The organism is Sphingomonas sp. SFZ2018-12, assembly GCF_022496715.1.
Classification (GTDB): Bacteria; Pseudomonadota; Alphaproteobacteria; order Sphingomonadales; family Sphingomonadaceae; genus Sphingomonas.
This window is the reverse complement of sequence record NZ_WTFM01000001.1, coordinates 236,899-262,384: the sequence shown is the minus strand read 5'-3', so window position 1 is coordinate 262,384 and position 25,486 is coordinate 236,899. Positions and strand designations below refer to the sequence as shown.

General features: G+C 69.4%; 20 protein-coding genes. 4 read left to right on the top strand and 16 right to left on the bottom strand.

Annotation, left to right across the window (positions count from 1 at the left end; all coding sequences use genetic code 11):
* From GO308_RS01250 to GO308_RS01200, 11 genes are all read right to left on the bottom strand, one after another.
* Entirely contained in the window at window positions 1-1,227 is a 1,227-nt protein-coding gene (locus GO308_RS01250) for a putative peptidoglycan glycosyltransferase FtsW (RefSeq protein ID WP_066480381.1), read from the bottom strand.
* Window positions 1,224-2,633 carry a UDP-N-acetylmuramoyl-L-alanine--D-glutamate ligase gene (gene murD / locus GO308_RS01245; RefSeq protein WP_240883584.1) on the bottom strand — a complete coding sequence of 470 codons (1,410 nt, stop codon included), beginning with the start codon at window positions 2,631-2,633 and terminating at the stop codon, window positions 1,224-1,226. The genes GO308_RS01250 and murD overlap by 4 nt, the downstream gene beginning before the upstream one ends.
* A complete protein-coding gene (mraY, locus tag GO308_RS01240; RefSeq protein WP_066480377.1) occupies window positions 2,630-3,700 on the bottom strand; it encodes a phospho-N-acetylmuramoyl-pentapeptide-transferase in 1,071 nt (356 codons plus the stop codon). Before mraY ends, murD begins: the two co-directional genes overlap by 4 nt.
* Complete coding sequence (gene murF / locus GO308_RS01235) at window positions 3,700-5,076, bottom strand: UDP-N-acetylmuramoyl-tripeptide--D-alanyl-D-alanine ligase (protein ID WP_240883583.1); 1,377 nt, start codon at window positions 5,074-5,076, stop codon at window positions 3,700-3,702. The genes mraY and murF overlap by 1 nt, the downstream gene beginning before the upstream one ends.
* A gap of 151 nt (window positions 5,077-5,227) precedes the next feature.
* A complete protein-coding gene (locus GO308_RS01230; protein WP_240883582.1) occupies window positions 5,228-6,643 on the bottom strand; it encodes a UDP-N-acetylmuramoyl-L-alanyl-D-glutamate--2,6-diaminopimelate ligase in 1,416 nt (471 codons plus the stop codon).
* Complete coding sequence (locus tag GO308_RS01225) at window positions 6,640-8,325, bottom strand: penicillin-binding protein 2 (RefSeq protein WP_240883581.1); 1,686 nt, start codon at window positions 8,323-8,325, stop codon at window positions 6,640-6,642. Before GO308_RS01225 ends, GO308_RS01230 begins: the two co-directional genes overlap by 4 nt.
* Before the next feature lie 20 nt (window positions 8,326-8,345).
* Window positions 8,346-8,984 carry a hypothetical protein gene (locus tag GO308_RS01220; RefSeq protein ID WP_066674651.1) on the bottom strand — a complete coding sequence of 213 codons (639 nt, stop codon included), beginning with the start codon at window positions 8,982-8,984 and terminating at the stop codon, window positions 8,346-8,348.
* Window positions 8,971-9,936, bottom strand: a complete 966-nt coding sequence (gene rsmH / locus GO308_RS01215; RefSeq protein ID WP_066549069.1) for a 16S rRNA (cytosine(1402)-N(4))-methyltransferase RsmH — start codon at window positions 9,934-9,936, stop codon at window positions 8,971-8,973. Before rsmH ends, GO308_RS01220 begins: the two co-directional genes overlap by 14 nt.
* Window positions 9,937-9,950: 14 nt before the next feature.
* Window positions 9,951-10,433 (bottom strand): division/cell wall cluster transcriptional repressor MraZ, encoded by a 483-nt coding sequence (locus tag GO308_RS01210; RefSeq protein ID WP_231726016.1) that lies wholly within the window; start codon window positions 10,431-10,433, stop codon window positions 9,951-9,953.
* Window positions 10,434-10,741: 308 nt separating this feature from the next.
* A complete protein-coding gene (locus GO308_RS01205; protein ID WP_240883580.1) occupies window positions 10,742-11,068 on the bottom strand; it encodes a hypothetical protein in 327 nt (108 codons plus the stop codon).
* Between the two features lie 50 nt (window positions 11,069-11,118).
* A complete protein-coding gene (locus GO308_RS01200) occupies window positions 11,119-12,117 on the bottom strand; it encodes a cysteine synthase A (protein ID WP_240883579.1) in 999 nt (332 codons plus the stop codon).
* A gap of 150 nt (window positions 12,118-12,267) precedes the next feature.
* Here GO308_RS01200 and GO308_RS01195 point away from each other — a divergent pair, with 150 nt between their 5' ends.
* The 3 genes from GO308_RS01195 to GO308_RS01185 are packed head-to-tail and all read left to right on the top strand — an operon-like array spanning window position 12,268 to window position 15,582.
* A complete protein-coding gene (locus tag GO308_RS01195; RefSeq protein WP_240883578.1) occupies window positions 12,268-12,876 on the top strand; it encodes an NAD(P)H-dependent oxidoreductase in 609 nt (202 codons plus the stop codon).
* Window positions 12,877-12,912: 36 nt separating this feature from the next.
* Window positions 12,913-14,034 (top strand): helix-turn-helix domain-containing protein, encoded by a 1,122-nt coding sequence (locus GO308_RS01190; RefSeq protein ID WP_231728701.1) that lies wholly within the window; start codon window positions 12,913-12,915, stop codon window positions 14,032-14,034.
* 18 nt (window positions 14,035-14,052) lie between these two features.
* The gene (locus tag GO308_RS01185) at window positions 14,053-15,582 is read left to right on the top strand and encodes a S41 family peptidase (protein ID WP_240883577.1); all 1,530 of its coding nucleotides are present in this window, start codon (window positions 14,053-14,055) and stop codon (window positions 15,580-15,582) included.
* 23 nt (window positions 15,583-15,605) lie between these two features.
* On the opposite strand, the gene GO308_RS01180 is transcribed toward GO308_RS01185, so the two are convergent.
* Complete coding sequence (locus GO308_RS01180; protein ID WP_156437749.1) at window positions 15,606-16,580, bottom strand: quinone oxidoreductase; 975 nt, start codon at window positions 16,578-16,580, stop codon at window positions 15,606-15,608.
* 95 nt (window positions 16,581-16,675) lie between these two features.
* On the opposite strand from GO308_RS01180, the gene GO308_RS01175 reads away from it, so the two are divergent.
* Window positions 16,676-18,100, top strand: a complete 1,425-nt coding sequence (locus GO308_RS01175; protein ID WP_240883576.1) for an aldehyde dehydrogenase family protein — start codon at window positions 16,676-16,678, stop codon at window positions 18,098-18,100.
* A gap of 181 nt (window positions 18,101-18,281) precedes the next feature.
* Here the strand turns inward: GO308_RS01175 and GO308_RS01170 are convergent, their stop codons facing one another.
* The 4 genes from GO308_RS01170 to GO308_RS01155 all read right to left on the bottom strand — a co-directional run bounded on the left by GO308_RS01170 (window position 18,282) and on the right by GO308_RS01155 (window position 25,483).
* Window positions 18,282-22,469 (bottom strand): translocation/assembly module TamB domain-containing protein, encoded by a 4,188-nt coding sequence (locus GO308_RS01170; RefSeq protein WP_346768953.1) that lies wholly within the window; start codon window positions 22,467-22,469, stop codon window positions 18,282-18,284.
* On the bottom strand, window positions 22,466-24,421 hold the full coding sequence (locus GO308_RS01165; protein WP_240883575.1) for a BamA/TamA family outer membrane protein: 1,956 nt from the start codon (window positions 24,419-24,421) through the stop codon (window positions 22,466-22,468). Before GO308_RS01165 ends, GO308_RS01170 begins: the two co-directional genes overlap by 4 nt.
* A 75-nt stretch (window positions 24,422-24,496) precedes the next feature.
* The gene (locus GO308_RS01160) at window positions 24,497-24,709 is read right to left on the bottom strand and encodes a hypothetical protein (protein ID WP_066480365.1); all 213 of its coding nucleotides are present in this window, start codon (window positions 24,707-24,709) and stop codon (window positions 24,497-24,499) included.
* 153 nt (window positions 24,710-24,862) lie between these two features.
* A complete protein-coding gene (locus GO308_RS01155; RefSeq protein ID WP_066480364.1) occupies window positions 24,863-25,483 on the bottom strand; it encodes a S24 family peptidase in 621 nt (206 codons plus the stop codon).
* Between the last annotated feature and the right edge of the window lie 3 nt (window positions 25,484-25,486).

The following is a 25,486-nucleotide window of genomic DNA, read 5'->3' as shown; positions in this document are numbered from 1 at the left end:
CTATCTGCCGCTCCAGCCCACCGAATAGGGGGAGCGCAACAGATACGGGTTGCGGCGCGTGAATGCGAGCAGCAAGCCCATGCCCGCCGACAGCGCGATCATCGACGATCCGCCATAGCTGATGAACGGCAGGGTCATGCCCTTGGACGGCGCAAGCCCCGTGTTCACCGCCATGTTGATGATGCCCTGGACGGTGAACTGCACCGCCAGGCCGGCGGCCGCCATCAGCCGGAACGCGTCGGTTTCGTCCAGCAATCGGACAAACACCCGTACGATCAACGCGAGGAACAGGAGCGCGATGACCGCGCAGGCGATCAGCCCGAACTCCTCGCCGATCACCGAGAAGATGTAGTCGGTATGCGCCTCCGGCAGGCGGAACTTGACGCGCCCGCCGCCCGGCCCCGTGCCGGTCAGCCCGCCCGCGGTCAGCGTCGCGTGCGCCATGTCGGATTGATAGGTGTCGGCGGCGAGCGTTTCCTGATCGGGGAACAGGAACGCGTCGATGCGCGCGCGCGCATTCCCGTAGAACAGATAGGCGGCGACCACCCCGGCCAGCCCGGCCGCGCCCAGCGCGGCGACGGCGCGCGGGGAAATGCCCGCGATCATCAGGAGCGCGAGCCAGATCGAGCAGAACAGGACGGTCTGGCCCAGGTCGGGCTGCATCATCAGCAGCGCGGCGATGACTGCGGTCAGCAGGCCGGTCAGGGGAATGACGGGCAGCTGCGGGTCGTGCGCGCGCAGCGACAGCATCCACGCGACGGTGATCGCAAAACACGGCTTGAGGAATTCGGACGGCTGAAACTGCGAGATGCCGACGCCGATCCAGCGCCGCGCGCCGTTCACCTCGTGCCCGATGAAGGGGACCGCAACGAGACAGAGCAGCAGCACCAGCGTGCCGACGATCGCCGCGCGCTTGGCGAACTGTACCGGCAGCATCGACGTCGCGATCAGAACGGGCAGCGAGATCGCTGCCCAGCCGAACTGCCGCCACAGATAATACATCGGCGGGAAACTGGTGTCGGCATCCGAATAGCGATGGGCCGAAGCCGGCGACCCGGCAGCAACCGCGACCAGCCCGAGCGCGATCATCAACAGGATGAGCAACAGGAGCAGCCGGTCGATTTCCCAGAACCACATGCCGATCGGCGACCGGGTGCCGCGCCCCAGCTCGCGCGCGACGCGGCCACGCAGTCCGCCCGGCCCGGTCTCACGCGCCGCGTCGGTCATTTCAGCCCCTCCACCAGCGCGCGGAAGGCGTCACCGCGGGCTTCATAATCGCGGAACTGGTCGAACGATGCGCAGGCGGGCGAGAGCAGCACCGTCTCGCCCGGCCGGGCATTGGCGGCCGCGGCAGCGACCGCGCGGTCGAGCGTGTCACAGCGTTCGACCGGCATCTCGCCCGCCAGCAGCTCGGCGAAGCGTGCCGCCGCGTCCCCGATCGTGTAGGCGCGCGCGACATGGCCGAAACCGGGCCGGCACGCCTCCAGGTCGTCGCTCTTGGCCTGGCCGCCGACGATCCAGTGGATGCGGTCATAGGCCTGCAGCGCCGGCGCGGCAGAATCGGGGTTGGTCGCCTTGCTGTCGTTGACGAACAGAACGCCGCCGACCTCACCCACCCGTTCCATGCGGTGGTGCAGACCGCCGAAGGTTTCCAGCCCGCGCGTGATCGCCGCCTGCGGCACGCCCAGCGCCTCGCACGCGCTGATCGCGGCGAGCGCGTTCTGGGCGTTGTGCGGCCCCTGCAGCGCCGGCCAGCGTGACTGGTCCATGCACACGCCCGGCGCGATCTTGGTCAGCTGTTCGCCCCGCCCGCTCAGTGCCACCTGGCGCGCGATCGCCGCCGATGGCGCGTGGGCAATGCCGATGATCGCGGCGTGGTCCGGCGACTGCATCGCGAACAGCCGCGCCTTGGCGGCGGCATAGGCGTCGAAGTCCCGGTAACGATCGAGATGATCGGGGGTGATGTTGAGCAGCACCGCGACCTCGCAATCGAGGCTCTGGGTCAAATCGATCTGATAGCTCGACAGTTCGAGCACATACACCCCGCCCTCGGGCAGCGCTTCCTGCCCCAGGATCGGCAGGCCGATATTGCCGCCCATCCGTGCCGGCCAGCCCGCCGTCGCGACGATGTGGTGGATGAGCGCAGTCGTGGTCGATTTGCCGTTGGTGCCGGTGATGCCGACGACCCGGTGTGCCGGCAGCCCGGCACGGGCCTGCGCGAACAGTTCGATGTCGCCGATGATGGGGATGCCGAATTGCGCGGCGTGGGCCGCGATCGGGTGCCGATTGAGCGGCACGCCCGGCGAGACGACGACCGCCGCATAGCCGGTCAGATCGACCGTCAGCGGATCGGCGAGCGTCAGGTCCTCCCCGAGCTTGTCTCGGGGAGGGGGACCATCGCGCAGCGATGGTGGAGGGGCAATTTCGGGGCCAGACCCCTCCACCACGCCCTGCGGGCGCGGTCCCCCTCCCCGAGCAAGCTCGGGGAGGATCTCATCGCGCCGCCCCTCATCCGCATCCCACGCCAGCACCTCCGCACCCGCCGCCAGCAGGGCGGCGACCGTCGCCGCGCCGGAGCGCGCCAGCCCCAGCACCGCATAGCGTTTGCCGCGCCAGGTGGACGCGACGATCACCTCAGCTTCAACGTGCTGAGGCCAGCCAGCGCCAGCACGATCGCGATGATCCAGAAGCGGATCACGACCGTCGGCTCGCTCCAGCCCAGTTGCTCGAAATGATGGTGGATCGGCGCCATCTTGAACACGCGCTTGCCGGTGCGCTTGTAGAAAAAGACCTGGATGATGACGCTCAGCGCCTCGACCACGAACAAGCCGCCGACGATGCCGAGCACGATTTCATGGTGCGCGACGACCGCGATCGTGCCGATCGCGCCGCCGAGCGCCAAGCTGCCGGTATCGCCCATGAACACCGCCGCCGGCGGCGCGTTGAACCACAGGAAGGCAAGCCCCGCGCCGACGATCGCGCCGCAGAAGATCGCCAGGTCACCCGCGCCGGGGACGTGCGGGATGCCAAGATATTCGGCAAAGCGCGCATTGCCCGCCAGATAGGCAAAGATCATGAACGCCACGCAGGCGATGATCACCGGCATCGTCGCCAGGCCGTCGAGCCCGTCGGTCAGGTTGACCGCGTTGCCGAACGCCACGATCGTGAAGGCGGCGAAGACGATGTAGAAATAGCCCAGGTCGATCGCGACGTTGGAAAAGAAGGGCACATAAAGCTGGGTGCCGTTCAGCCGCGTGATGATGAAGGCGGCAAGACCCGCGATCGCGAACTCCGCGAGCAGCCGGACCCGGCCCGAGACGCCCGCGGTGCTCGCCTTGCGCACCTTGTCATAGTCGTCGAGGAAACCGATCGCGCCAAAGCCCAACGTCACGAAAAGGCACGCCCAGACATAGGGGTTGGACATGTCCATCCACAGCAGGATGGCCAGGCTCATCGCGGTCAGGATCATCAGCCCGCCCATGGTCGGGGTGCCGCGTTTCGACAGATGCGATTGCGGGCCGTCGGTACGGATCGGCTGGCCCTTGCCCTGGCGCACGCGCAGCCAGCCGATGAAGCGCGGACCGATCACCAGCCCGATCAGCAGCGCGGTCGCCACCGCGCCGCCGGTGCGGAAGCTGAGATAGCGGATCAGGTTGAGCACGCCGGGAAAGCCCAGCATCTCGGCCAGCCAGTACAGCATTACGTCCTTGCCTTCAGCGCGGTGACCACCGCCGCCAGTCCGATTCCGTTGGATCCCTTGACGAGCACCGCATCGCCGGGTCGGACGAGCGCGACGGCCCGTTCGCGCGCGCTGGCGGCATCGGCGACATGGACGAAATCGACGCGCCCCTCAAGCGCGGATGCGAGCGCGGCCATCTCGGGCCCGACGAGCAGCGCGAAATCGACGCCGGCGGCGACGATCGGCTCGGCCAGCGCGGCGTGATAGCCGGGACTGTCCGCGCCCAGTTCACGCATGTCCCCCAGGACGACGATGCGCCGAGCCGCCGCCTCTTCGCCCAGGACCGCCAGCGTCGCGCGCATCGAAGCCGGGTTGGCGTTGTAGCTTTCGTCGATCAGCAGCACGGGATCACCAGCGCCCAAGTCGATGCGAGTGCGCTCGCCCCGTCCGGCAAGGCCGCCCAGCTCGCCCAGCGCCAGCGCCGCCAGCCCCAGATCGCCGCCGACCGCATCGACCGCGGCAAGCACGCAAAGCGCGTTCAACACCCAGTGCCCGCCCGGCTGTGCCAGCGTCAGGTTGACCTCATGCGTACCGACGCGCGCGCTCAGATAGGTGCCGCCCGTGCGGGTGCGCATCGATTCGAGCGCGCGAACGTCGGCACCCGCGCCGCTGCCGAAGCTGACGACCCGCCCGGCATAACGCTCGGCGGCGGCGCGCAACCGGGGATAATGCACGCTGTCGAACGGGACGATCGCGGTGCCGCCCGGCTCCAGCCCCTCGAAAATCTCCGCCTTGGCGTCGGCGATACCGCTTTCGTCCTTGAAGAATTCGATGTGCGCGGGCGCGATTGCGGTGATCAGCGCGCAGTGCGGACGAACGATCCGGGTCAGCGCCGACAATTCGCCGGCATGGTTCATGCCCATTTCGAACACGCCGAAGCGCATCGCGCGCGGCATGCGCGCAAGGCTGAGCGGCACGCCGGTATGGTTGTTGTAGCTTTTGACCGACCGGTGCACCTCGCCCGGCGCGCTGCGATCGAGCGCGGCGAACAGCGCCTCCTTCGTGCCGGTCTTGCCGACCGATCCGGTGACGCCGATCACGCGCCCCGCCATGCGCGCGCGCGACGCCTGCGCCAACGCCTCCAGCGCCGCCATGGTGTCGGCGACGCGCACCTGGGGCCCGTCCCAGTCCGCGCCGACCAGTGCGCCCGCCGCGCCCTGCGCGCGCGCCTGATCGAGGAAACGGTGCCCGTCGGTCGTCGCACCCCGGAGCGCGACGAACAGGTCGCCCGGCCCGACCTCACGCGAATCGAACGTGACGCCGGAAACGACAAAGTCGGCATTGGCCGTGCCGCCGGTGGCGGCTGCAATCTCGGCGGAGGTCCATAGCGGGGTCATGCGACAGCCCCACCATAGCGACACGAGCTTGCACGACGACCGTTCGTTTCGAGCGAAGTCGAGAAACGGCCGCCGCGCGTGTGCATCACGTTTCTCGACTTCGCTCGAAACGAACGGAGCGTTGCTGAGGCCAAATAGCTTCTCACCCCCATCACGCCGCGACCTCGCGCGCGACGGTGACGTCGTCGAACGGCAGCACCAGGTCCCTGACGATCTGGCCCTGCTCGTGCCCCTTGCCCGCCAGCAGCACGATGTCGTTGGGCCCTGCTTCGGCCACGGCGAGGGCGATCGCCTCGCGCCGGTCGGGCACTTCGGTCGCGTCGGGCGCGCCCTTCAGGATCGCGCGGCGGATCTCTGCCGGGTCCTCGCTGCGTGGATTGTCGTCGGTGACGATCACCCGGTCGGCGTGCGCGGCGGCGACCTGACCCATCGGCTCGCGCTTGCCGGGATCGCGATCGCCGCCCGCGCCGAGCACGACGATCAGCCGCCCCTCCGTATGCGGTTTCAGCGCGGCGATGGCCGCCTCGATCGCATCGGGGGTATGGGCATAGTCGACATAGATGGGCGCACCCGCACGCGTGATGACCGCACGCTCGAGCCGGCCGCGCACGGGCGACAGCCGCGCCAGATTGGCGAAGGTCGCCGTCGGCTCGCCCCCCGTTGCGATGACCAGCCCCGCCGCGATCAGCGCATTGGCGGCCTGGTACCGACCGATCAGCGGCAGTTTGACGCGATGCTGGGCGCCATCGAATTCGATGGTCAGCGCCTGGCCGAGCAGGCTGGGCTCGCGCGCGACCAGGCGGATCGCCTCGCCATGTTCGCCGACCGTCATCAGCCGGTTGCCGCGCATCCGCGCCAGATCGATCACCTGGTCGGCCCAGGGATCGTCGACCCAGACGACCGACGTCCCGTCGGGCTGGAGCACTTCGGCAAACAGCCGCATCTTGGCGGTGAAATAGGCCGCCATGTCGCCATGGTAATCGAGATGGTCGCGGCTGAGGTTGGTGAAGGCGGCGGCGTGAACCGGCAATCCTTCGGTACGATATTGCGAAAGACCGTGGCTCGACGCCTCAAAGGCAAGGTGCGTCACCCCCTCGCGCGCCAGCCCGGCGACGTTGGACAGGAAGGTGACGATGTCGGGCGTGGTCAGCCCGGTCGACAGCTGGTCCTGCGCCGTCGTGACGCCCAGCGTGCCGATCGACGCGGCATGATGCCCGGTCATCCGCCACAGCTGGCGGGTCATCTCGACGGTCGAGGTCTTGCCGTTGGTGCCGGTGACCGCCACCGCGGTTTCGGGAAACGGCGCGTAAAAATCGGCCGCCACGCGGGCGAAGCGAGCGCGCGGCGTGTCGTCGGCGATGTGGACCGCGCCGGTCACCACGGCTTCGGGACGCGCTACCACGGCGATCGCGCCGGCAGCGACGGCGGCGGGAATGAAATCCTCGCCATTCACCTGCGTGCCCTGGAACGCGCCGAAGACATTGCCCGGCGCGACGCGGCGATGATCGATGGCGAAGCCGGTCACGGTCTGGGGTTCGTCGCGGCCGGTCAGCTGGCCCAGCCTCATTCGACCGCCGCCTTCGACGCATCGCCCGGCGCTTTCCACAGCAAGGGCGTCAGGTCGCTGACATCGATGTCGCGCCGCATGTCGGGATAGACGCCCAGCATCGGCCCCGAACGCTGGATGACGCGCGAGACGACGGGGGCGACCGTCCACGCCGCGGTGGTGAAGCCGAACGTGTCGGCGGTACCTTTTGGGGAATCGAGCATGGCGATCACCACATAGCGCGGCGCGTCCATCGGGAAAGCCGCCGCGAAGGTCGACACGTTCACCTTGCGTGAATATCCGCCCGCCCCGGCGCGCTCCGCGGTCCCGGTCTTGCCGCCGACGCGGTAGCCCGGGGCGTCGCCGCGCCGTCCGGTCCCCTCAAGCGCGATCAGCCGCAGAAGCTGGCGCATCCGGTCGCTCGTTGCCTGCGCGTACACCCGGCGTCCCTTCGGCGCCTTGCCCGGCGCGATCTTCATCAACGTGGTCGGGCGCCAGATGCCGCCATTGACCAATGTCGCATAGGCGTTGGCGAGGTGAAGCGGCGTGACCGCGATGCCGTGGCCATAGCCACTGGTCATCACGGTGGTGCGCGCCCAGAAGCCCGGCCATTGCGGCTTGGCCTTCTCGATCTCGATATGCGGCGGCGTATCGAAGCCGAGCGCGCGGAACGATGCGGCCATCCGCTCCTGCCCCAGCGCGTCGGCAATGCGCGCGGTGACGATGTTGGACGAGTGGACCAGCGCCTCGGGCACGTTGAGATAGCGGTTCTGCGCATGGTCGTCGCGGATGCGGAACCGGCCGACCTGAAGCGGCGCGGTCGCGTCGTAGCGGGTCGCCATCGACGTCACGAGACCGGTTTCGATCGCCGTCGCCATCGTCAGCGGCTTGAAGGTCGAACCCAGTTCATAGACCCCCTGGGTGACCAGGTTGAGCTCGTTCTCGCGCCCGGAGACCGCGTTGGGATTGAAACTGGGCAGCGACACCATGGCGAGCACCTCGCCGCTGTCGACATCCAGGATCAGCCCGCCCGCCCCGACCGCGCTGAACTTCATCATCGCCTGCGACAGCTCGCTTTCAAATGCCGCCTGCACGCGTGAATCGATCGACAGCGCCACCGGCTCGCCGCGCGCCTGCGGATCGGTCAGCTGGCGCTGGAGCGCCTTTTCCATCCCCAGCATGCCCTTGCCGTCGATGTTGAGGTAGCCGAGCACGCTCGCCGCCAGCCCCGACTGCGGATACAACCGCTCGGGCTCGCGCGAAAAGGCGATGCCGGGTTCGCCGAGCGCGTTCACTTCGGCCACCAGCTGCGGCACGGCGCGGCGGCGCAGATACACGAAATTGGAACGCGAGTTGAGGATGCGCAGATACTCCGCCGCGCTGCGTTCGGGGAGCAGCGCGGCGAGCCCGCGCGCCAGTTCGGCCCGGTCGCCGATGACGTGGCCGGGCCGCACGCCGATCGTCCAGGCGTCGATCGTGCGCGCGAGCGGCGCGCCGTTGCGATCGACGATATCGGCGCGCAGCGGCGCGAGCGCGGCGGCGGCATCACGGCCGTCGCGCGGCTCGGCGAACAGCGCCAGCATCGCCAGACGCATGACGATCAGCAGCACCGCGGCGGTAAATACCAGCATCAGGATCATCAGGCGCATGTGCGCCACCGCGACCATCGGCGCCCGGCCGGTTTCGGCCCGGCGGTCGGTCATCGGTGGCGCGACGAGGACGATCACCTTGCGCGGCTTCCCTCGCCGGTGGACGCGATCAGTTCGTTGAAGCTCGTGTCGCGCAGCAGCTTGCGGTCGAGCATCGCGACCGCCTGCGCCCGCGCCGGACCCTTGGTCGCGGCGGCCGACGGCACGGCCGGACGGCCGGCGGCGGCGAGCTGGACCTGGACGAGCCGGGCCTTCGCCTCGTCGCGCGCGGCGGCCTGGACCTCGATCGCCGGCATCGACGGGGGCGGCGCACGGCGCGCAGCCGGATCGACCTTGGCAACCGGGCCGGTCGCGACGTCGCGCGTGTCGATGATGCCCGACGGGACGATATAGCTCGCCAGCTGCGGCCGCTCGCTGCCCGCGAGATCGTTGAGCGCGCCGAGCGCAGCCTCACCGGGCACGAACTGGTTGGCGGCCGGCGCGGTCAGCGCCAGCACCTCGCCGTTCCAGCGTTCGAGCTGGGCCAGGTTGGCGCGCGTGTTGAACTCGGTCTCCAGCATCCGGATGTCCTTGCGCGCTTGGGCGATCGATCGATCGATCGCCTCCATCCGCGCCCGCTCCGCGGCGACCTGGGACGAAACCATGTAGCAGGCCGGTGCCGCGATGACCGCGGACAGGAACCAGCCAAGTCCCCGCAAGCTATAGGCCGCCATCATGTCCTCCTGTGCCCTGGGTGGCCGTTGTCGTGGTGCGCCGCGCCGCGCGCAGCGTGGCCGACCGGGCGCGCGGGTTGCGTTCGATTTCCCGATCGCCGGCCCGCACCGCGCGCGCCGGCGCGGCAAATGTCGGCGCGTGCCGCGGCGCGGCGACGGGCCGGTGCCGCGATCCGGCCGGCTCGCTGCCGCTGCGTTCGCGCAGGAACCGCTTGACCATGCGGTCCTCCCCCGAATGAAAGGTGACGACCGCCAGCCGCCCGCCCGGCGCCAGCACCTGTTCGGCGGCGGCCAATCCCTCGGCCAGTTCGTCGAGCTCGCGGTTGATGTGGACCCGGATCGCCTGAAAGGTGCGGGTCGCCGGATCCTTCTTGTCGTGCGGGCGATGACCGAGCGCCCGGCGGACGACCTCGGCAAGCTCGCCGGTGCGGGTCAGCGGGCGCGCGGCGACGATCGCGCGGGCGACCCGGCGCGCGCGGGGTTCGTCGCCATAGCGATCGAGCACGTCGGCGATTTCGGCTTCGTCGGCCTCGTTGACGAAATCGGCCGCGCTCTGCCCCGCCTGTGCCATGCGCATGTCGAGCGGTCCGTCGGCCTGGAACGAGAAGCCGCGATCGGCCTGGTCGAGCTGCATCGACGACACGCCGATGTCCATGACGACGCCGTCGACCGGCACCTTGCCCAGCCGCGCGAGCTCGCTCGCCATTGCGGAGAACGGTGCCTGGACCAAAGTCAGCCGACCGGCCATTTCAGCGACCAGCGCGGCGCCGCCGTCGATCGCATCCGGATCACGGTCGAAAGCGACCACCTCGGCCCCGCGATCGAGCATCGCGCGCGTGTACCCGCCGGCCCCGAACGTCGCGTCGACATGGCGCTCGCCGGGCGCGATCGCCAGCGCATCGAGCACTTCAGCGAGCAGCACGGGCACATGCGGCGGCGGCACGGGCGGCAGGGCGGCGGCGGCGGTCACAGCGCCCCCTTTTCCTCGAGCGCCCAGCGCACGAGTTCGCGGGTCTGATCCGCGATGCTGTCGTCGGCCAGCATGTGGTGCGGATTCCAGATGTTGAAGGTGTTGCCGCGGCCATGAAAGAACGCCCATTTCTCGATCCGGGCGATGCGGCGGAAAAAGGGCGGGATGACGAAGCGTCCCGCCGAATCATAGGCGGCGGCCTCCAGATCGCCGAACGCGGTGCCGGTCAGGTTGTAGTCGGCGACACCCCCCGAATCCTCGCGGCTCAGCTCGCGGGGGTCGAGCCGGCTGTGGAGGATGGCGGGCCATGCGGCGTCGAAGCCCGACAGGCACTGGTGCGATTCATGCCGCCCGACGAACAGGCTGCGGCTGGGCGAATTGGCCTCGAGCGCGGCGCGCAGGGTGGCGGGCACCGCGACACGACCCTTCGCATCGACCGCCTGCAATCCGTAGCTCAGATAAAGCTCGCGTTCCGCCACCACACCCTCACCCGGGCGCACGCATCCCACGCCGGAAACGCGCCTCCGCGTCCCCCGCCAACCGCTCGCTCACGGTCAGGAGCGTGCCCCCTTAGGCGATGGGAAATACCATAGATCAGCTGGAAAACAATGGGCAGAATTGGGTGAGAGTGGGATTTTGCCCATGAGATGGGGGAATCGCGCGGGGATATGCGGCGCAGCAGATGACGCACGAGCCTGTGGCGCGCGGGACGGGTGACGGAGGGCAAGACAGCATGATGCGCACGCCGCCCGCGCGCGGACGACGGGACCGGCGCGGTCGACGCGGCCTATTCGACGGGAACCGGACTCGGATCGGTATCGGGCAGGGGTGCCGCCTCGCTGGCGGGCGGTGCCTTGGTACTCGGCGCGACACCGAGCTCGGCAAGCGGCTCGTCCGTTTCCGCCCCCTCGGGCGTCTGCTCGGCAACCGGCGCGGCGATGTTGGCGACCACTTCAGCCTTGGGCGCACCGATCGCCGCCGATTGCGGCTCGTCACGCGCGGCGTTGTAGATGGCGCCGGCGGCCAGCAAGAGGATCAGAACGGACGCGAGCCCCGTCACGCCGACGCGCACCCGGTGGAGCGATTGTTTGGGTTCAACGGGCTGCGACTGCATAACTGTGTCTTTTGCGTAACAGCTTTGCCCGAGCCTGTCGACTCTTGCGGTCAACCGTCGGCAATTGCCTCGCCGGCAGGCCCCGCCAGACCCTTCGCGGCCAGCCAGTCCGCGTTGTAAAGCGTCGAGAGATAACGAAAACCGGTGTCGCACAGGATCGTCGCGACCCGGCTGCCGGGGCCTAGTTCGCGCGCGAGGCGGACCGCGCCCGCGACGTTGATGCCGGAGGACAGCCCCAGGCACAGCCCTTCTTCGGTCAGCAGCCGGCGCACCCATTCCAGCCCCTCGGCGTCGGAGATGCGATACTGGGTATCGATCGGCGCGCCCTCCAGATTGGCGGTGATCCGGCCCTGCCCGATGCCCTCCGCGACCGACGATCCCTCCGACTTGAGCTCGCCATGCGCGTAATATTCATACAGTGCCGCGCCATGCGGATCGCTGAGCGCGATGCGGACATTGGCGTCCTTCTCCTTCAGCCCCAGCCCGACGCCCGCGAGCGTGCCGCCGGTGCCGACCGCGCAGGTGAAGCCGTCGATCCGCCCCTCCATCTGTTCCCAGATCTCGACCGCCGTGCCGCAGATATGCGCGCGGCGATTGGCGATATTGTCGAACTGGTTGGCCCACACCGCATTGGGCGTTTCCTCCGCGATGCGGCGGCTGGTGTGGACGAAATGGCCGGGATTGGCATAGGGCGCGGCGGGAACGAGGACCAGTTCGGCGCCCAGCGCCCGCAGCGTATCCATTTTCTCCCGGCTCTGCGTCTCCGGCATCACGATGATCGTGCGATAGCCCTTGGCATTGGCGACCAGCGCCAGCCCGATGCCGGTGTTGCCCGCCGTCCCCTCGACGATCGTGCCGCCGGGACGGATCGCGCCCCGCGCCTCGGCATCCTCGACGATGTAGAGCGCGGCACGGTCCTTCACCGACGCGCCCGGATTGGCGAATTCGCATTTGGCGAAGATTTCCGCATCCGCGGCCGCGCTGGGGCCGGCCAAACGGACGAGCGGGGTGTTTCCGATCAGGGCGAGCGTGTTGGGCGTCACGGACATGCCCGATGTGATAGCCGCGCCGCCCGGCCGGGCCAAGCAATGCTCGCTTGGCGAGCGCGTAGCTTGGTTTCGCGATCGCGGTGACGACGCGGGGAACATCCGCACCCGGTGATGCGTAGGTCGGCCAGCCCCCCGAAAGAGAACCCGATCATGGCGATCACCGCCCTCGCGCTCAATTGCACGCTCAAGGCCGACCCGGCCGTCGATTCGTCGACCGACCGGATGATCGCGCTGCTCGAAAAGGCGCTGTCGGATGTCGACGTGACCCTGACCGAGACCGTCCGGGTCGCGGCTCACAACGTCCTGCCGGGCGTCACGTCGGACGAGGGCGACGGTGACGACTGGCCCGCCATCCGCGCCAAGATCCTGAAGGCGGATATCCTGATCCTGGGCGGTCCGATCTGGATGGGCCAGATCAGCAGCGTGGCCAAGCGCGTGCTCGAACGGATGGACGCGTTCATCTCCGAAACCGACGATGCCGGGCGGATGCCGAGCTATGGCAAAGTTGCGGTCGCCGCGATTGTCGGCAACGAGGACGGCGCGCATTTCTCCTCAGCCCAGCTCTTTCAGGCGCTGAACGATGTCGGCTTTACCATCCCCGCCGTCGCCGCGTGCTACTGGGTGGGCGAAGCGATGGGTTCGACCGATTTCAAGGACTTGGCGGAAACGCCCGAAAAGGTCGCCAAGACGGCGAAGATGGTCGCGGTCAATGCCGCGCATCTCGCGCGATTGCTGGCCGATTCCCCTTATCCGGGCTGAACGCGAAGCCCCTCCCGCATCGCACCTCCCGGGGCTATGGTCGTCGCGATGTGGTGGGAGGGCTTGTCATTCGGCTGGCGCAGCGCGGTGCTTACCGTTGCGGTTGCCCAGCTGTTGATCCTGGCGATCGCGCTGGCCGGCACGTTCGAGAACCGCATCGCCAACCGCACGCTGGCCGCGCTGCTGGTCGTGCTCGCCGCCACCGTCACGCCGTGGCTGATCGGCTTTGCCGGGTTCTACGACAAGTGGCGCTGGCTGACCTTCGCCCCGTTCCAGATCACGCTGGCGGTGGCACCGCTGCTCTACTTCTATGTCCACGCGCTCGTATTCGCGCGCTGGCCCGATCGCGGCTGGCGGCATTTCATTCCTGCCGGGGCACAGTTCGCCTTCCTGTTCGGGAGCTTCCTGTTGCCGATCGCGGCCAAGGACCGTTGGGCGGACGCCTCGGGTGGCGTTTACGGCGTGGCGACCGACCTGGGCGTCGTGATCGGGCTGGGGCTTTACGGGCGCGCCGCCCTGCGGCTGCTGCGCGGTTATCGCGCGTTCCTGACCGAGGAGCGCAGCGACGATCATCGTTATGCCGGGCGATGGTTGAGCCGCGCGATCGGCGGGCTGCTCGTCCTGTTGGCGATATGGTCGGGCTATAATCTGTGGAACTGGGTTTCGCCGCTCGGATATCGCGGGCTGATGGGGCTGTACGTCGTGATCGCCGCGGTCGCGCTCTATCTCGGCATCGAGGGATGGCGGCATGCCGACCGCCCCTTTCCGCGCCTCGCGCCCCGGCCGGCGGCACCGGCAGCGCCCGCGCGCGACTGGCGCGCCGACGGCGAACGCTGGGCGGCGATCACGCGGGCGCAGGGATGGCAGGCCGATCCTGATCTGAGCCTGGCGATGCTGGCGCGGCGGCTGGGGACGAACACCGGGCATCTCTCCCGCGCGCTGAACGATGGATTGGGCTGCAATTTCTCGACCTTCGTCAACAAGCTGCGCTGCGATGCGGTAACCGACGCCATTCGCGCCGGGCGCGCCGACGACCTGCTCGACCTCGCGTTCGAAGCGGGCTTCCGGTCAAAGGCGAGTTTCAATCGTGCCTTCCTCGCCCAGCACGGCATGGCACCGTCGGCCTATCGCCGTCTCCACGGCTCAAAACGCGAATAATCGCGCGGCGGCACGATTATGAGACGACCGCGCCGCACCGGGCGGGCAGAGCCTGCCCCGTTCGATGCGGAACAGGACGGGACGACGATGCGGCGACGGGAACTTCTGAACGGATTGGCGACGACAAGTGCACTGATGCTCGGCGGACGGGGCGGGGCATCGGCGATCGCGCAAGGCAGCGTCGGCGACCTCAAGGGGGACATGGCCATCCTGCGCGGCGCGCTCGCCCTGCATCCGGGGCTTTACCGCTATTTGTCGCCGCGCGCGGCGGAGGCCGGCCTGACGACGCTGGAGGCCGAATATCTCGCCGCGCCCGACCTCGCGGCGCGCTACCTGGCGCTGTCGCGATTTCTCGCGACCATCCGTTGCGGGCACAGCTATTGCAACTTCTTCAACCAGCGCCGCGTGATCGTCGACGCGCTGTTCGACCGGCCCACCCGCCTGCCCTTTGCCTTTCGCTGGATCGACGGCGACATGGTCGTCACCGCCGACCATAGCGGTACCGGGCGACTGGCGCGCGGCACCGTCATCACCCGGGTCAACGGCCTGCCGGCGCGCACGCTGCTGGCGACGCTGATGCCCTATGCCCGCGCCGATGGCGGCAATGACGGCAAGCGCCGCAGTCTGCTCGAGGTTCGCGGCGACGACAGCATCGAATATTTCGACGTGTTCCAGGGCCTGATCCTGCCCCCGCGCGACGGCGTGCACCATATCGAGGCGCGGATGCCCGGCGGCAGCGTGCAGGCGCTGGACCTGCCCGCGATCGACCTGGCGGCGCGGCGCGGCTTCATGCCGCCCCCGCCCGGGCCCCAGGATGTGCAATGGGACTGGCAGATGCGCGACGACGGGGTGGCGGTGCTGACCATGCCGGGATGGGCGCTGTACAACAGCAAGTGGGACTGGCGCGGCTGGCTCGGCGACCGGCTTGCCAGCCTTGGGGATGCGAAGGGTCTGGTCGTCGACCTGCGCGATAACGAAGGCGGGCTGGACTGTGGCGACGACATCCTCGCGCGGCTGACGACGCGCGACCTGACCTTTCCCGGCGACGACCAGCGCATCCGGTTTCGGCGGACCCCGGCCGCGCTCGATCCCTATCTCGACACCTGGGACGACGGCTTCCGCACCCTGGGCGAGGGGGCGACGGCGCTCGGCGACGGCTGGTATCGCCGGCCGGCCGCCGACGAAATCCAGGCGATCCCCGCGATGACGCCGCGGATCACCGTTCCGGTGGCGGCGCTGATCGGCCCGGTCAACAGTTCGGCGACGTTCCAGTTCGCACGTCGCGCCCGCCAGACCGGCCTCGTCCGCCTGTTCGGCGGCGAAAGCGGCGGCAACCGGCGCGGCATCAATGGCGGCTGCTTCTTCTTCGTGCGCCTTCCCGGCAGCGGGATCGAGTTCGACCTGCCACTGGTCGGCTATTTCCCCGCGCAGCCGCAGCCCGATGCGGGGATTCAGCCCGACGTGCAGGTGCAGGCGAACGCCGACGACATCGTGCACGGCCGCGACCCCACGCTGGCGGCGGCGCTGGAATGGGTGCGCCGTGCCTGATGTGCGTCAGGGCCTGATGTGCGTCAGGGGATGAGCAGGGTCGACCCGATGGTTTCGCCCGCCTGGAGCGCGCGGTGTGCCTCGGCCGCATCCTTCAGCGCATAACGCTGACCGATCTCCACCTCGATCGCGCCTTCCGCCACCAGCTCGAACACGCGCGCGATGCCGTCGGCGCGCTCATCGGAGGCCTTGTAATAGTCGAACAGGGTCGGGCGGGTGACGAACAGCGACCCCTTCGCCGCCAGCGTGCCGAGCGCGACGCCGGTCACCGGGCCGCTGGCGTTGCCATAGCTGACGATCAGCCCGCGCCGCGCGACCGAGTCGAGCGAGGCCTGCCACGTCGCCGCCCCCACCCCGTCGAACACGACGGCACATCCCATGCCGACCGTGAATTCGCGCACGCGCTGGGCGATGTCGTGCTGTTTGTACTCGATGACATAGTCCGCGCCGGCATTGCGCGCGAGCTCCGCCTTTTCGGGTGAACCCGCCGTGCCGATCACGGTCGTGTCGAGATATTTGAGCCACTGCACCAGGATATGCCCGACCCCGCCCGCGGCGGCGTGGACCAGGACGATGTCGTCCTCCAGCAGCGCGCAGCAGCGTTCGGCCAGGCATTCGGCGGTCGCGCCCTTGAGCAGCACCGCGGCGGCCAGCTCGTCGCTGATCGCGTCGGGCAGGCGGAACAGCGTGTCGGCCGCGACATTGCGCTCGGTCGCATAAGCGCCCAGGCCGGGGCCGAAGGTCGCGACCCGCTCGCCCACCCGCCAGCCGGTCACGCCCTCGCCCACCGCCTCGATCACGCCGGCCGCTTCGCTGCCCAGTCCGCTGGGAAGTTCGAGCGGATAAAGGCCGGTGCGGTGATAGGTGTCGATGAAGTTGAGCCCGATCGCGGTATGGCGCATCCGCACCTCGCCGGGGCCCGGCGGCGGCAGGTCATGTTCGCGCCACTCGATCACCTCCGGCCCGCCCGTCCTGTGGATCACCGCGCTCAACGTCACTGCCTTCTCCCTGCTTGCATCGGGACGCCCCGGACTTCATCTAGGCGCCATACCCGGGATTTGAAAATCCCGATGGCCAGACCAGCGAGGATGCGATGCGCGAACTGCTTCACCACTATATCGACGGGGCCTGGGTCGAAAGCATCGGCGGCGTGCCGCACCATGTGATCAACCCGGCGACCGAAGCGCCGTGCACGACGATCACGCTCGGCACCGATGCCGATGTCGATCGCGCGGTCGCCGCCGCGCGCCGCGCCTTCTCCAGCTTCTCTCAGGCCAGCGTCGATGAGCGGGTTGCGCTGATCGAACGCATCCTGGCCGAATACAAGGCGCGCGCTGCCGACATGGCGGTGGCGATCAGCGAGGAGATGGGCTGCCCGATCGGCATGGCCAGGACGGCGCAGGTCGGCTCCGGCATCGGCCACCTGATGGCGGCAATCAAGGCAGTGCGCGAATTCGAGTTCGAGGAGCGGATCGGCACCCATGCAGTGGTGCACGAGCCGATCGGCGTCGTCGCGATGATCACGCCGTGGAACTGGCCGCTCAACCAGATCGTGTCGAAGGTCGCGCCCGCGCTCGCCGCCGGTTGCACGATGATCCTGAAGCCGTCCGAAGAATCGCCCGCCTGCGCCGCGATCTTCGCCGAAGTGCTCGACAAGGCGGGCGTACCGGCGGGCGTGTTCAACCTGATCAACGGTGACGGCCCCGGCGTCGGCGCCGCGCTGTCCAAGCATCCCGGCATCGACATGGTGAGCTTCACCGGCTCGACCCGCGCCGGGATCATGGTCGCCAAGAACGCCGCCGACACGGTCAAGCGCGTGCACCAGGAACTGGGCGGCAAGTCGCCTAACCTGATCCTGCCCAGCGCCGACCTGCCCCGCGCGGTACAGGGCGGGCTGATGAGCGTGCTGATGAACTCGGGCCAAAGCTGCATCGCGCCGGCGCGGATGCTGGTCCAGCGCGACCAGCAGGACGCCGCGGTCGAACTCGCCGCGCAGATCGTCGGCGCGACCGAGACCGGCGATCCGATGGTCGAGGGGCGGCACATCGGCCCGGTCGTCAACCAGGCGCAATATGAGAAGATCCAGCGCCTGATCCAGCAGGGCATCGATGAAGGCGCGCGGCTGGTGGTCGGCGGACCCGGCCGGCCGGAAGGGCGCAACCAGGGCTTTTACATCCGCCCCACGCTGTTCGCCGACGTGACCAACGAGATGACGATCGCGCGCGAGGAAATCTTCGGCCCCGTCGTCACGATCATCCCCTATGACGATGTCGAACAGGGGATCGAGATCGCCAACGACACCAGCTACGGCCTGTCGGCGGTGGTGTTCGGCGAACCCGCGGAGGCACGCGCGGTGGCCGGGCGGCTGCAGGCGGGCATGGTCTATCTCAACGGCGGAGCGCCCGACCCGAACGTGCCGTTCGGCGGCTACAAACAGTCAGGCAACGGCCGCGAGCATGGCAAGTACGGCCTGGCCGAGTTCATGGAAGTGAAGTCGGTGATGAACGCCTATGCGTGAGACGCTCTCCGTCCTTCGATACGCCATTTCAACAAGCTCAATGGCTACTCAGGATGAGCGGTTGGGAGCCTGACAGAGTTCCACACGTCGCCCCGGCGGAGGCCGGGGCCTCCCACCAATGTTGCGCGCCACTGGCCTGAGGCCCCGGCCTGCGCCGGGGCGACGTATGTCTGGTGTCCCCTCAATAATCCCGCGATACCCGCACGTTGACGCTCTGCCTGCCGATCGTCGAGATGGAGGAAAGCAGCGACAGCCAGCGCGTCACCTGGAACTCGGCGCGCGTGGCGGAATAGCCCTGGCCGTCGGTGATGATCTCCACATAGGTCCGCCGCGTCAGATATTTGCCCGCCGCGACCGACGTCGCCGCCCCGGTCTGGGGATCGGCGGGCAGGATGCGCAGCCGGTCTAGCCCGGTCGCGCGCCGTACCGCATTGATCGGATCGAGCCCGGCATTGTCGCTTTGCAGTGCCGCGACGGCGGCGGCGAGCTGAACGGCTTCGGGCGCCGACAGGTTGGTGATCGAGGTGCCGAACAACAGGCGCGAGAGCAGTTCGTCCTCGGGCAGCGCGGGGGTGCTGGTAAAGCCGATCTGGGGCTTGAGTGCATTGCCGCGCACGCGGATCTGTGCGTTCAGCCCCTGGGCGTTGGCGATGGCGGAAATGTCGAGCGCGGGGTTGACCGGGACGCTGCCGTCGAACTGGATGATCCCGCGATCGAGCTCGAACTGACGACCCGAAAACTGGTAGTCGCCGCGGATGAGGTCGGCGCGGCCGGTGATCGCGGGATTGGTCGGCTGGCCCTGGATGCGGACATCCGCCGACCATTCGCTGTCGAGCCCCAGCCCGTTGACGGTCACCCCGCTGGCGGCGCGCGCGCGCAGGTCGAACTGCCAGGGACGCACCGGCGTCCGTTCGACATCCTCGCCAAAGGGCAGGTTGATCTCGCGCACATTCAGGCGCGGCAACGGGGTGGCCAGCGCCGCGCGCCCGAGGCGATAGCGCGCCGAATCGAGCCGGACATCGCCGCCGATCACCCCGCCCGACCCGTCCGAGCGAAAGGTGATTGTGCCGGTCACCGTCGCCGCGATCTCGTCCCGGTCGATCAGCCGCGCGCGCGTCGCGTCGACGGTCAGGTCGATGCCAAAGCCGCGCACCGCGGCCAGATCGAAGCTGCCGCGCCCGGTCAGCGTGCCGCCGCGCCCGTCGCCGCCGGCAAAGCGGTCGATCACCAGGCGCGATCCGTTGAAGCGGCCCGCCGCCTTGATGTCGGTCACCGCGGTGCCGGTGACGCTGCTTTCGATCCGCGCATCCTCGGTGCGGAGCGAACCGCGAATGATGGGATCGGACAGCCGGCCGCTCACGTCCGCGCCGATCGCAACCGGCCCGGTCAGGTCGAACAGCTCGATCCGCGTCAGCCGCCACAAGGTATCGGCCGGGCCGCCATAGCGCAGCTGCGCGAACAGCGGCGCGTCGAGCAGGCGGCGTGCAAGCGTGCCGTCACCCAGCGGCGCGATACGCAGCTGCGCGCGCCCGACGGTGCGCCCGCCGCTCGCGACGATCGCGCGCAGCGCCGCACTGCCCGGCGTCAATGCCGCCGCAATACCGACATCGACCGGCTGTGAGGAGAGCACGAGCCCCGACCGGCTGAGCCCGCGCACCTTCAGGTCCGCCCGGCCGCTCGGCGCGCCGCCGGGGCGGTGCACATAGCTGAGCGTGCCCGACGCCTCGCCGCCCAGCCCCAGCCCCGGATAGGCGAGGTCGAGCACCGCCATCGGCATCCGGCGCAGCGTGGCGTCGATCGCATTTTCGCCCGCGCCGATCCGTCCCGACAGCCGTGCCTCGCCGCTTGCAAAGGCAAGCGTCGTCGGCGCGAGCCGCCAGCCATCCCCATCGCGGCGGATCATCGCCGGATCGGTCAGCGCGATGCGACGGCGATCGACCATGCCCTGCGCGCGCACGGTATAGAGATCGGGCGACAGATCGGCATCGACCTCGATGCGGAAATTGCGGTTGCGGCTGCCCGCCAGCGTCGCTTTCAGGGTACCCACGCCGCCGGTCAGCTGCGCCGTCCCGCTCACGCTCGCGAGCGACAGTGCGCCCTGTTGAAGCGCGGCGGCGCGCCAGCGCGCGTCGAGGCGTGCGCCTGCGGGATCGAGCAGCAGGCTGAACCGGCCGTCACCGCGACCGATGGTGACGACATCGGCGAGCCGCGCATCGGCCGCGCGCACCTCGCCGCCGATCCGCTGCATGCCGTCCTCCGGCACGAGCCGCAGGTCGCCGCTCCAGCCGCCGCCGACAAAGGCGATCGCGCCGTCGAAACCGCCCGGGACGATCGCAAGCCGTCCGCTCGCGCGCGTGCCGCTGACGTCGAGCCGCGCGATCTCGACCATCGCGGTCCCGCCGCGCGGCAGAAGGATCGCGCCGTTGCCGGTGAACGCGCCCAGGCGCGAGATCCCGCGCGCCTGGAACACATAGCCCTCGGGCGTGGGGTCGAGATCGGCGATCACGTCGCGCAGCCCCATCGCCTGATTGGGCCGGGCGAAGCGCAGGCGCAGCGTCGGACGCTCGATCCGGCCATCGAGCAGCAGCGTCACCGGGCCGTACTGAACCTGATTGCCGGTCGCCTCGATATGAAAGCTGCCGTCGCGACGACGATAGCCGTTGCCGGCGAGCGTCAGGCCGGGCGAAGTCAGCCGCAGGTTGCGCAGGTACAGGATGCCGTCGGGCCCGCGCTCCAGCCCGGTAACGACACCCGGCAGACCGCGCGTCAGCGACCGGAAGAACGCATTGTCGAGCCGCACTACGCGCGCCGTGCCCATGCCGACCAGCCGCGCGCGGCGCCGGTCGTTGGGCGCGGGCACGACGGTCAGCCGCCATTGGACCTCGACCACGCCAAGCCCGGGGATCAACAGGCGATTGATCGCGCCGTCGATACCGACCTCATACGCGCCGGTGCGCAGATCGAGGATCAGGTTGATCCGCCCGTCGATCTTGTCCGAGCGGAGACGCAGCCGGCTGCCGGTCACGCTGCGCGCGGTCACCTGCAATGGGCCCTCGACGCTCAGGTTGCGCAGGATGCCGCCGGTGACATTGCCGACGCCGGTCACACGCGCGGCGGTGAAGCGCAGGGGCACCGTCACCGGGGCGGGCGAGAAGCGCCCGCGCCCGCCCGCGCGCACGCGCTCGAACCCGGTGCGGTCGAAGGCGAGGCGTTCGGCGGTGATGCGGTAATCGAAGCTCGCGGTGCGGAACGGGCCGTCGATCACCGTGCGCAGTTCGATCGCGCGTCCGGTCATGTTGGGGAACAGCGCCCGCGAGCGCAGCAGGGTGGCCGTCAGGCGGAGATTGCGGAATGCCGCCTGTCCGAGATCGACGATGCCGGTCGCGTCGAGGCGCAACGCACCGCTCCGCACCGAAAGCCGCCCGTCGAGGCGACGGCGCGCGAGTGTCGCGCCCGCGTCGATGCGCAGCGCCGGTGCGGTCAGCCGCTGCAGCTTGCCCTTCAGCAAGGGCGACGGGTTGGCGGTGCCGACCAGGCGATAGTCGCCGGCGCGGTTGGTCAGGCGCAGGTCGGCGAGCGAAAGGTCGCCGGCGCGGGCGATCGCGCGCCCCTGCCACCCCCGCCAGCGCCCGTCGCCGGCGATACGCAGCATCAGCGGGCGCGAGATGCCGGTCAGCCCCGCGAGCACGCCGCGCGCGCCGCCGCGCGCGGCGAGGTCGAGATCGAACCGGTCGCGGTCAGGCTCGGCATCGAGCATCAGCCGCACGACATCGCTCCCGGCGACGTCGAGGTCCAGGCGCACCAGCGCGCGACCCGAACGGATGTCCGCCCGCCCGGCCAGCCGGCCGGTCCGCTGAACCCCGCCGATCCGTGGCCCGAAAACCAATCGGTCGATCCGCAGCACCCCGATGCCGATGTCGAACCCGGGCAGGATCGGCCCCTGTCGCCCCGTCGCGCGCGGCTCCGGCAGGCGGACGAGCAGCGCCTGCGGCGCCACGAGCGATCGGATTTCGAGCCGGTTGCGCGTCCAGGCAAAGGGGTTCCAGTCGAGATCGGCCCGCGATACGCGCAGCACCAGTCCCTTGGGATCATAGATCCGCACGTCGATCAGGCGGGCGCGCCCATAGATCGAACCGTCGATCCGGCCGATCCGGTAGGTGATGCCGTTGCCCGGACGCAGGGCGGCGATGCGGTCGGCGATCAGCCGATGTCCCGGCGCGGTGTCGAGCAACAGGAGCGCCGCCGTGCCGATCGCCACGATCGCAAGCAACAGGCCCGCGATCAGCCGCCACCCGCGACGGCGTGGTCGGATCGCCGACCGGCCCGCCATGCCGTCGCCGGCCGCGACGTCATCGGTTCCCGCGCTCAAAATGCCTGTCCCAGCGAGACATAGACCGCGACCCGCGGATCGCCGGGTTGCGGGTTGATCGGCGTGCCGACGTCGACGCGGATCGGGCCGAAGCTCGAATAATATCGCGCGCCGACCCCCGCACCATATTGGAAGCGCGAAAAGCCGGGAAGTGCCGAGGTGTAGATGTTGCCACCGTCGAGAAACGGCACGATCCCGAAATTGCCGAACGCCTTGATCCGGCCCTCGAGCGCGAATTCGGCCAGGCTGCGGCCGCCGATCGGATCATTGTTGAGGTCGCGCGGACCGATATCCTGAAAGCCGTAGCCGCGCACCGATGCACCGCCGCCGGCATAGAAGCGCCGGGACGGTGCGATCGCGTCGCGCGGCGCGCCCCCGATCGTTCCCAGTCGCACCCGGCCGGCCAGCACCACCGCGTCGTTCACCGGGTAATAGCCGCTCACGTCGAACTGGACGCGGGCATAGCCGAACGCCTTTCCGCTCAGTGAAAATTCGGGGGAGACGCGCGTACCGATGCGAAAGCCGCGGGACGGATTGAGCAGGTCGTCCGAGCCGTCATAGGTCAACGTCGTCGGTGCGGCGGCGATGAAGAAGACGCGGCGGCGCGGCTCGCCGGTGGCGAGGATGACGTCGCGCTCGTCCGATGCCGCCAGCTCGGCACCGATCGACCAGGCCCAGGTCTTCTGGAAGAAGATGTTGGTCTGTCGTTCCAGCGAGGCCGACAGGAGCAGGGTGTCCGCCTCGAACGCATCGCGCTCGAGATGCGCGGCGACGAGCTGTGCGGTCAGGACGCGGTCGCGCCCGTGGAAATTGTTGCGGCGGAACACGACCGAGCCCAGCTGTTCCTGGGTGCCCGCCACCGCGCGCAGCGACAGCGCGCCTTCGGGGGGGAACAGGTTGCGGTGGGTCCAGCTGATTTCGGAGCGCGCGCCTTCGCCGGTGCCATAGCCGAGCTCGCCCGCGATGGTGCGCGGCGGCGCGCGCTCCAGCACGACCGACAGGTCGACCACGTCGGGTTGTTCGCCCGGCACCGGCGTGACCCGCACCGACGACACGAGCCCTGTCTGGACGATCGCGCGCTGCAGGTCGTCGACCGCGCGCACGTCATAAAGGTCGCCTGTATCGAAGCGTGCGATGTCGGCGATATGATCGGCATCGAAGACGCGGTTGGGCGGCGTGAGGATGCGGCTGAAGCGGCGCGCATTGCCCGTGGCGACGTCAAGCTCGACGCGCGCGGTGTTGGTCGCGTGATCGACGGTCAGGACCGGGTCGCCGATCCGTGCAAAGGGAAAACCCTGCTCCCCCGCCTCGGCGCGCAATCGCGCCTCTGCCGCCGCCACCTTGTCGGCATCGAGCGGATCTTCGGGATTAACCGAAAAGGCGCGGCGCAGCTCGGCTGCACGCGGCCCCGCCTGGTCAATCCCGGCCAGGTCGACCTCGCTCACCCGGAACACCGGCCCGGGCATGGCGGTCAGTGTGACGGTGAGCCGGTCGCCGGCGCGTTCGACGCCCGTGTCGACGCGTGCCGCGTAGAAGCCCTTCGCGCGCAGCAGCTCGACGACCAGCTCGGCATCCTCGCGCGCGCGGCGGTCGAGCTGTGCGCCATTGGCGGGGGCGTCTTGTCCCGCACGCAGCGTCGAGCTTTCCTCGAAACGCTGCAGGAACAGCGGATCGGCGATCCCGTCGAGCCCCGCGAGCTTGTAATTATAGCGGATGTCGCGGAACTGGCCCGCCGAAGCGTCAGCCTGGGCGTCTTCCGCGCCCGGCGTCAGATCGGGCCAATCGACGCCGAGTTCCGGCAGCGGCGCCATCGGCGAAGTCGGGTCCAGCCCCTCTGGCTCGGCATCGGCGGGCGGCGCGGATGTCTGCGCGCGCACGGATCCCACCGGAACGATGGTGGTGACGCCGGCGACGATCAGGCACAGAATGTTGGGCCACGCGCGCCACGACATGACGCGTCCTAGCCGCAAGCGGCGGCCGGGGACAATCGCTAACCGTGGGGCACCGTGCGCACCGCGACGGATCGATCAATGAACCGGGCCGATGACCCGTTCGTCCGCCATCAGATCGATCAGCCGACCGATCTGGCGCCAGCGGCAGAAATGCAGGTGATTGCCGATGTCACGGCTGCGATCCGCGCGCAGGGTGGCTTCCTCGAACGCACCGTCGCCGTAGAGCGCAATGAGTTCATTGGCGAGCGCGACCTCGCTCGCATCGGTGAGATAGGGGTAAGCACGCATCGTCGCGCGCCGCTACACGCTTCATGCCACAATGTCGATCGCCGCGCGCATGGCGGATCACGATGGTAAAGGGCGCGAAATGGGCCGGTCATTTCGTCCCGCGACGGCACGCCGGCGTCCCGGGCGGAGACGCGCGGGACGCCCGGCGGGGAATCAAAGACGGCGGCTGAGCCAGACCACCCGGCCGACCGGATCGACCAGCGCGGGATCGAGTTCGCGTGGCGGATAAGCGGGATTGTCGCTGGCGATCTCGACGCCCGATCGCGTGCGCCGGACCCGCTTGACCGCCAGCCCCTCGTCCAGCCGGACGACCATCAGCCGCGCCGTCCGCATCAGCCGGACATCTCCGCGATCGACGAGAATCTCGTCCCCGTCGGCGAGCGTCGGCAGCATCGAATCGCCATGCACCCGGATCACCGACGCCGCTCCCGCCCGGACGCCCAGCATCCGCAGGAACGCAGCATCGAAGCGCATGGACCCGGTCGCGCCCTCGCCATCCACGACCTCGCCGGGACCCGCCGATGCCGCGACATCGAGGCGCGGCACCGCCGCCAGTTCGGGCGCGGCACGCCCGCCGAGCACGGCGTCGGCGACACCCAGATAGCGCGAAAGCGTGCGACGATCCTCCTCCGCCAGCCGGCGCGGGCTGCCCCGCTGCACGAACTGCTGGAGATAGGCGGCATTACGTCCGATCAGCCGCGACAGCGCGGCGAGGCTTTCACCCCGTTCGGCGGCGAGGCGGGTGAGGGCCATACGCGGATCGGCTGCGTTCATATT

Excerpts from the sequence above, each read along its gene's own strand:
- GO308_RS01250 (WP_066480381.1), bottom strand. The coding sequence starts at position 1,227 with ATGACCGACGCGGCGCGTGAGACCGGGCCGGGCGGACTGCGTGGCCGC.
- mraY (WP_066480377.1), bottom strand. The coding sequence starts at position 3,700 with ATGCTGTACTGGCTGGCCGAGATGCTGGGCTTTCCCGGCGTGCTCAAC.
- murF (WP_240883583.1), bottom strand. The coding sequence starts at position 5,076 with ATGACCCCGCTATGGACCTCCGCCGAGATTGCAGCCGCCACCGGCGGC.
- GO308_RS01230 (WP_240883582.1), bottom strand. The coding sequence starts at position 6,643 with ATGAGGCTGGGCCAGCTGACCGGCCGCGACGAACCCCAGACCGTGACC.
- GO308_RS01225 (WP_240883581.1), bottom strand. The coding sequence starts at position 8,325 with ATGACCGACCGCCGGGCCGAAACCGGCCGGGCGCCGATGGTCGCGGTG.
- GO308_RS01220 (WP_066674651.1), bottom strand. The coding sequence starts at position 8,984 with ATGGCGGCCTATAGCTTGCGGGGACTTGGCTGGTTCCTGTCCGCGGTC.
- GO308_RS01205 (WP_240883580.1), bottom strand. The coding sequence starts at position 11,068 with ATGCAGTCGCAGCCCGTTGAACCCAAACAATCGCTCCACCGGGTGCGC.
- GO308_RS01200 (WP_240883579.1), bottom strand. The coding sequence starts at position 12,117 with ATGTCCGTGACGCCCAACACGCTCGCCCTGATCGGAAACACCCCGCTC.
- GO308_RS01195 (WP_240883578.1), top strand. The coding sequence starts at position 12,268 with ATGGCGATCACCGCCCTCGCGCTCAATTGCACGCTCAAGGCCGACCCG.
- GO308_RS01190 (WP_231728701.1), top strand. The coding sequence starts at position 12,913 with ATGGTCGTCGCGATGTGGTGGGAGGGCTTGTCATTCGGCTGGCGCAGC.
- GO308_RS01185 (WP_240883577.1), top strand. The coding sequence starts at position 14,053 with ATGAGACGACCGCGCCGCACCGGGCGGGCAGAGCCTGCCCCGTTCGAT.
- GO308_RS01175 (WP_240883576.1), top strand. The coding sequence starts at position 16,676 with ATGCGCGAACTGCTTCACCACTATATCGACGGGGCCTGGGTCGAAAGC.
- GO308_RS01165 (WP_240883575.1), bottom strand. The coding sequence starts at position 24,421 with ATGTCGTGGCGCGCGTGGCCCAACATTCTGTGCCTGATCGTCGCCGGC.
- GO308_RS01160 (WP_066480365.1), bottom strand. The coding sequence starts at position 24,709 with ATGCGTGCTTACCCCTATCTCACCGATGCGAGCGAGGTCGCGCTCGCC.
- GO308_RS01155 (WP_066480364.1), bottom strand. The coding sequence starts at position 25,483 with ATGAACGCAGCCGATCCGCGTATGGCCCTCACCCGCCTCGCCGCCGAA.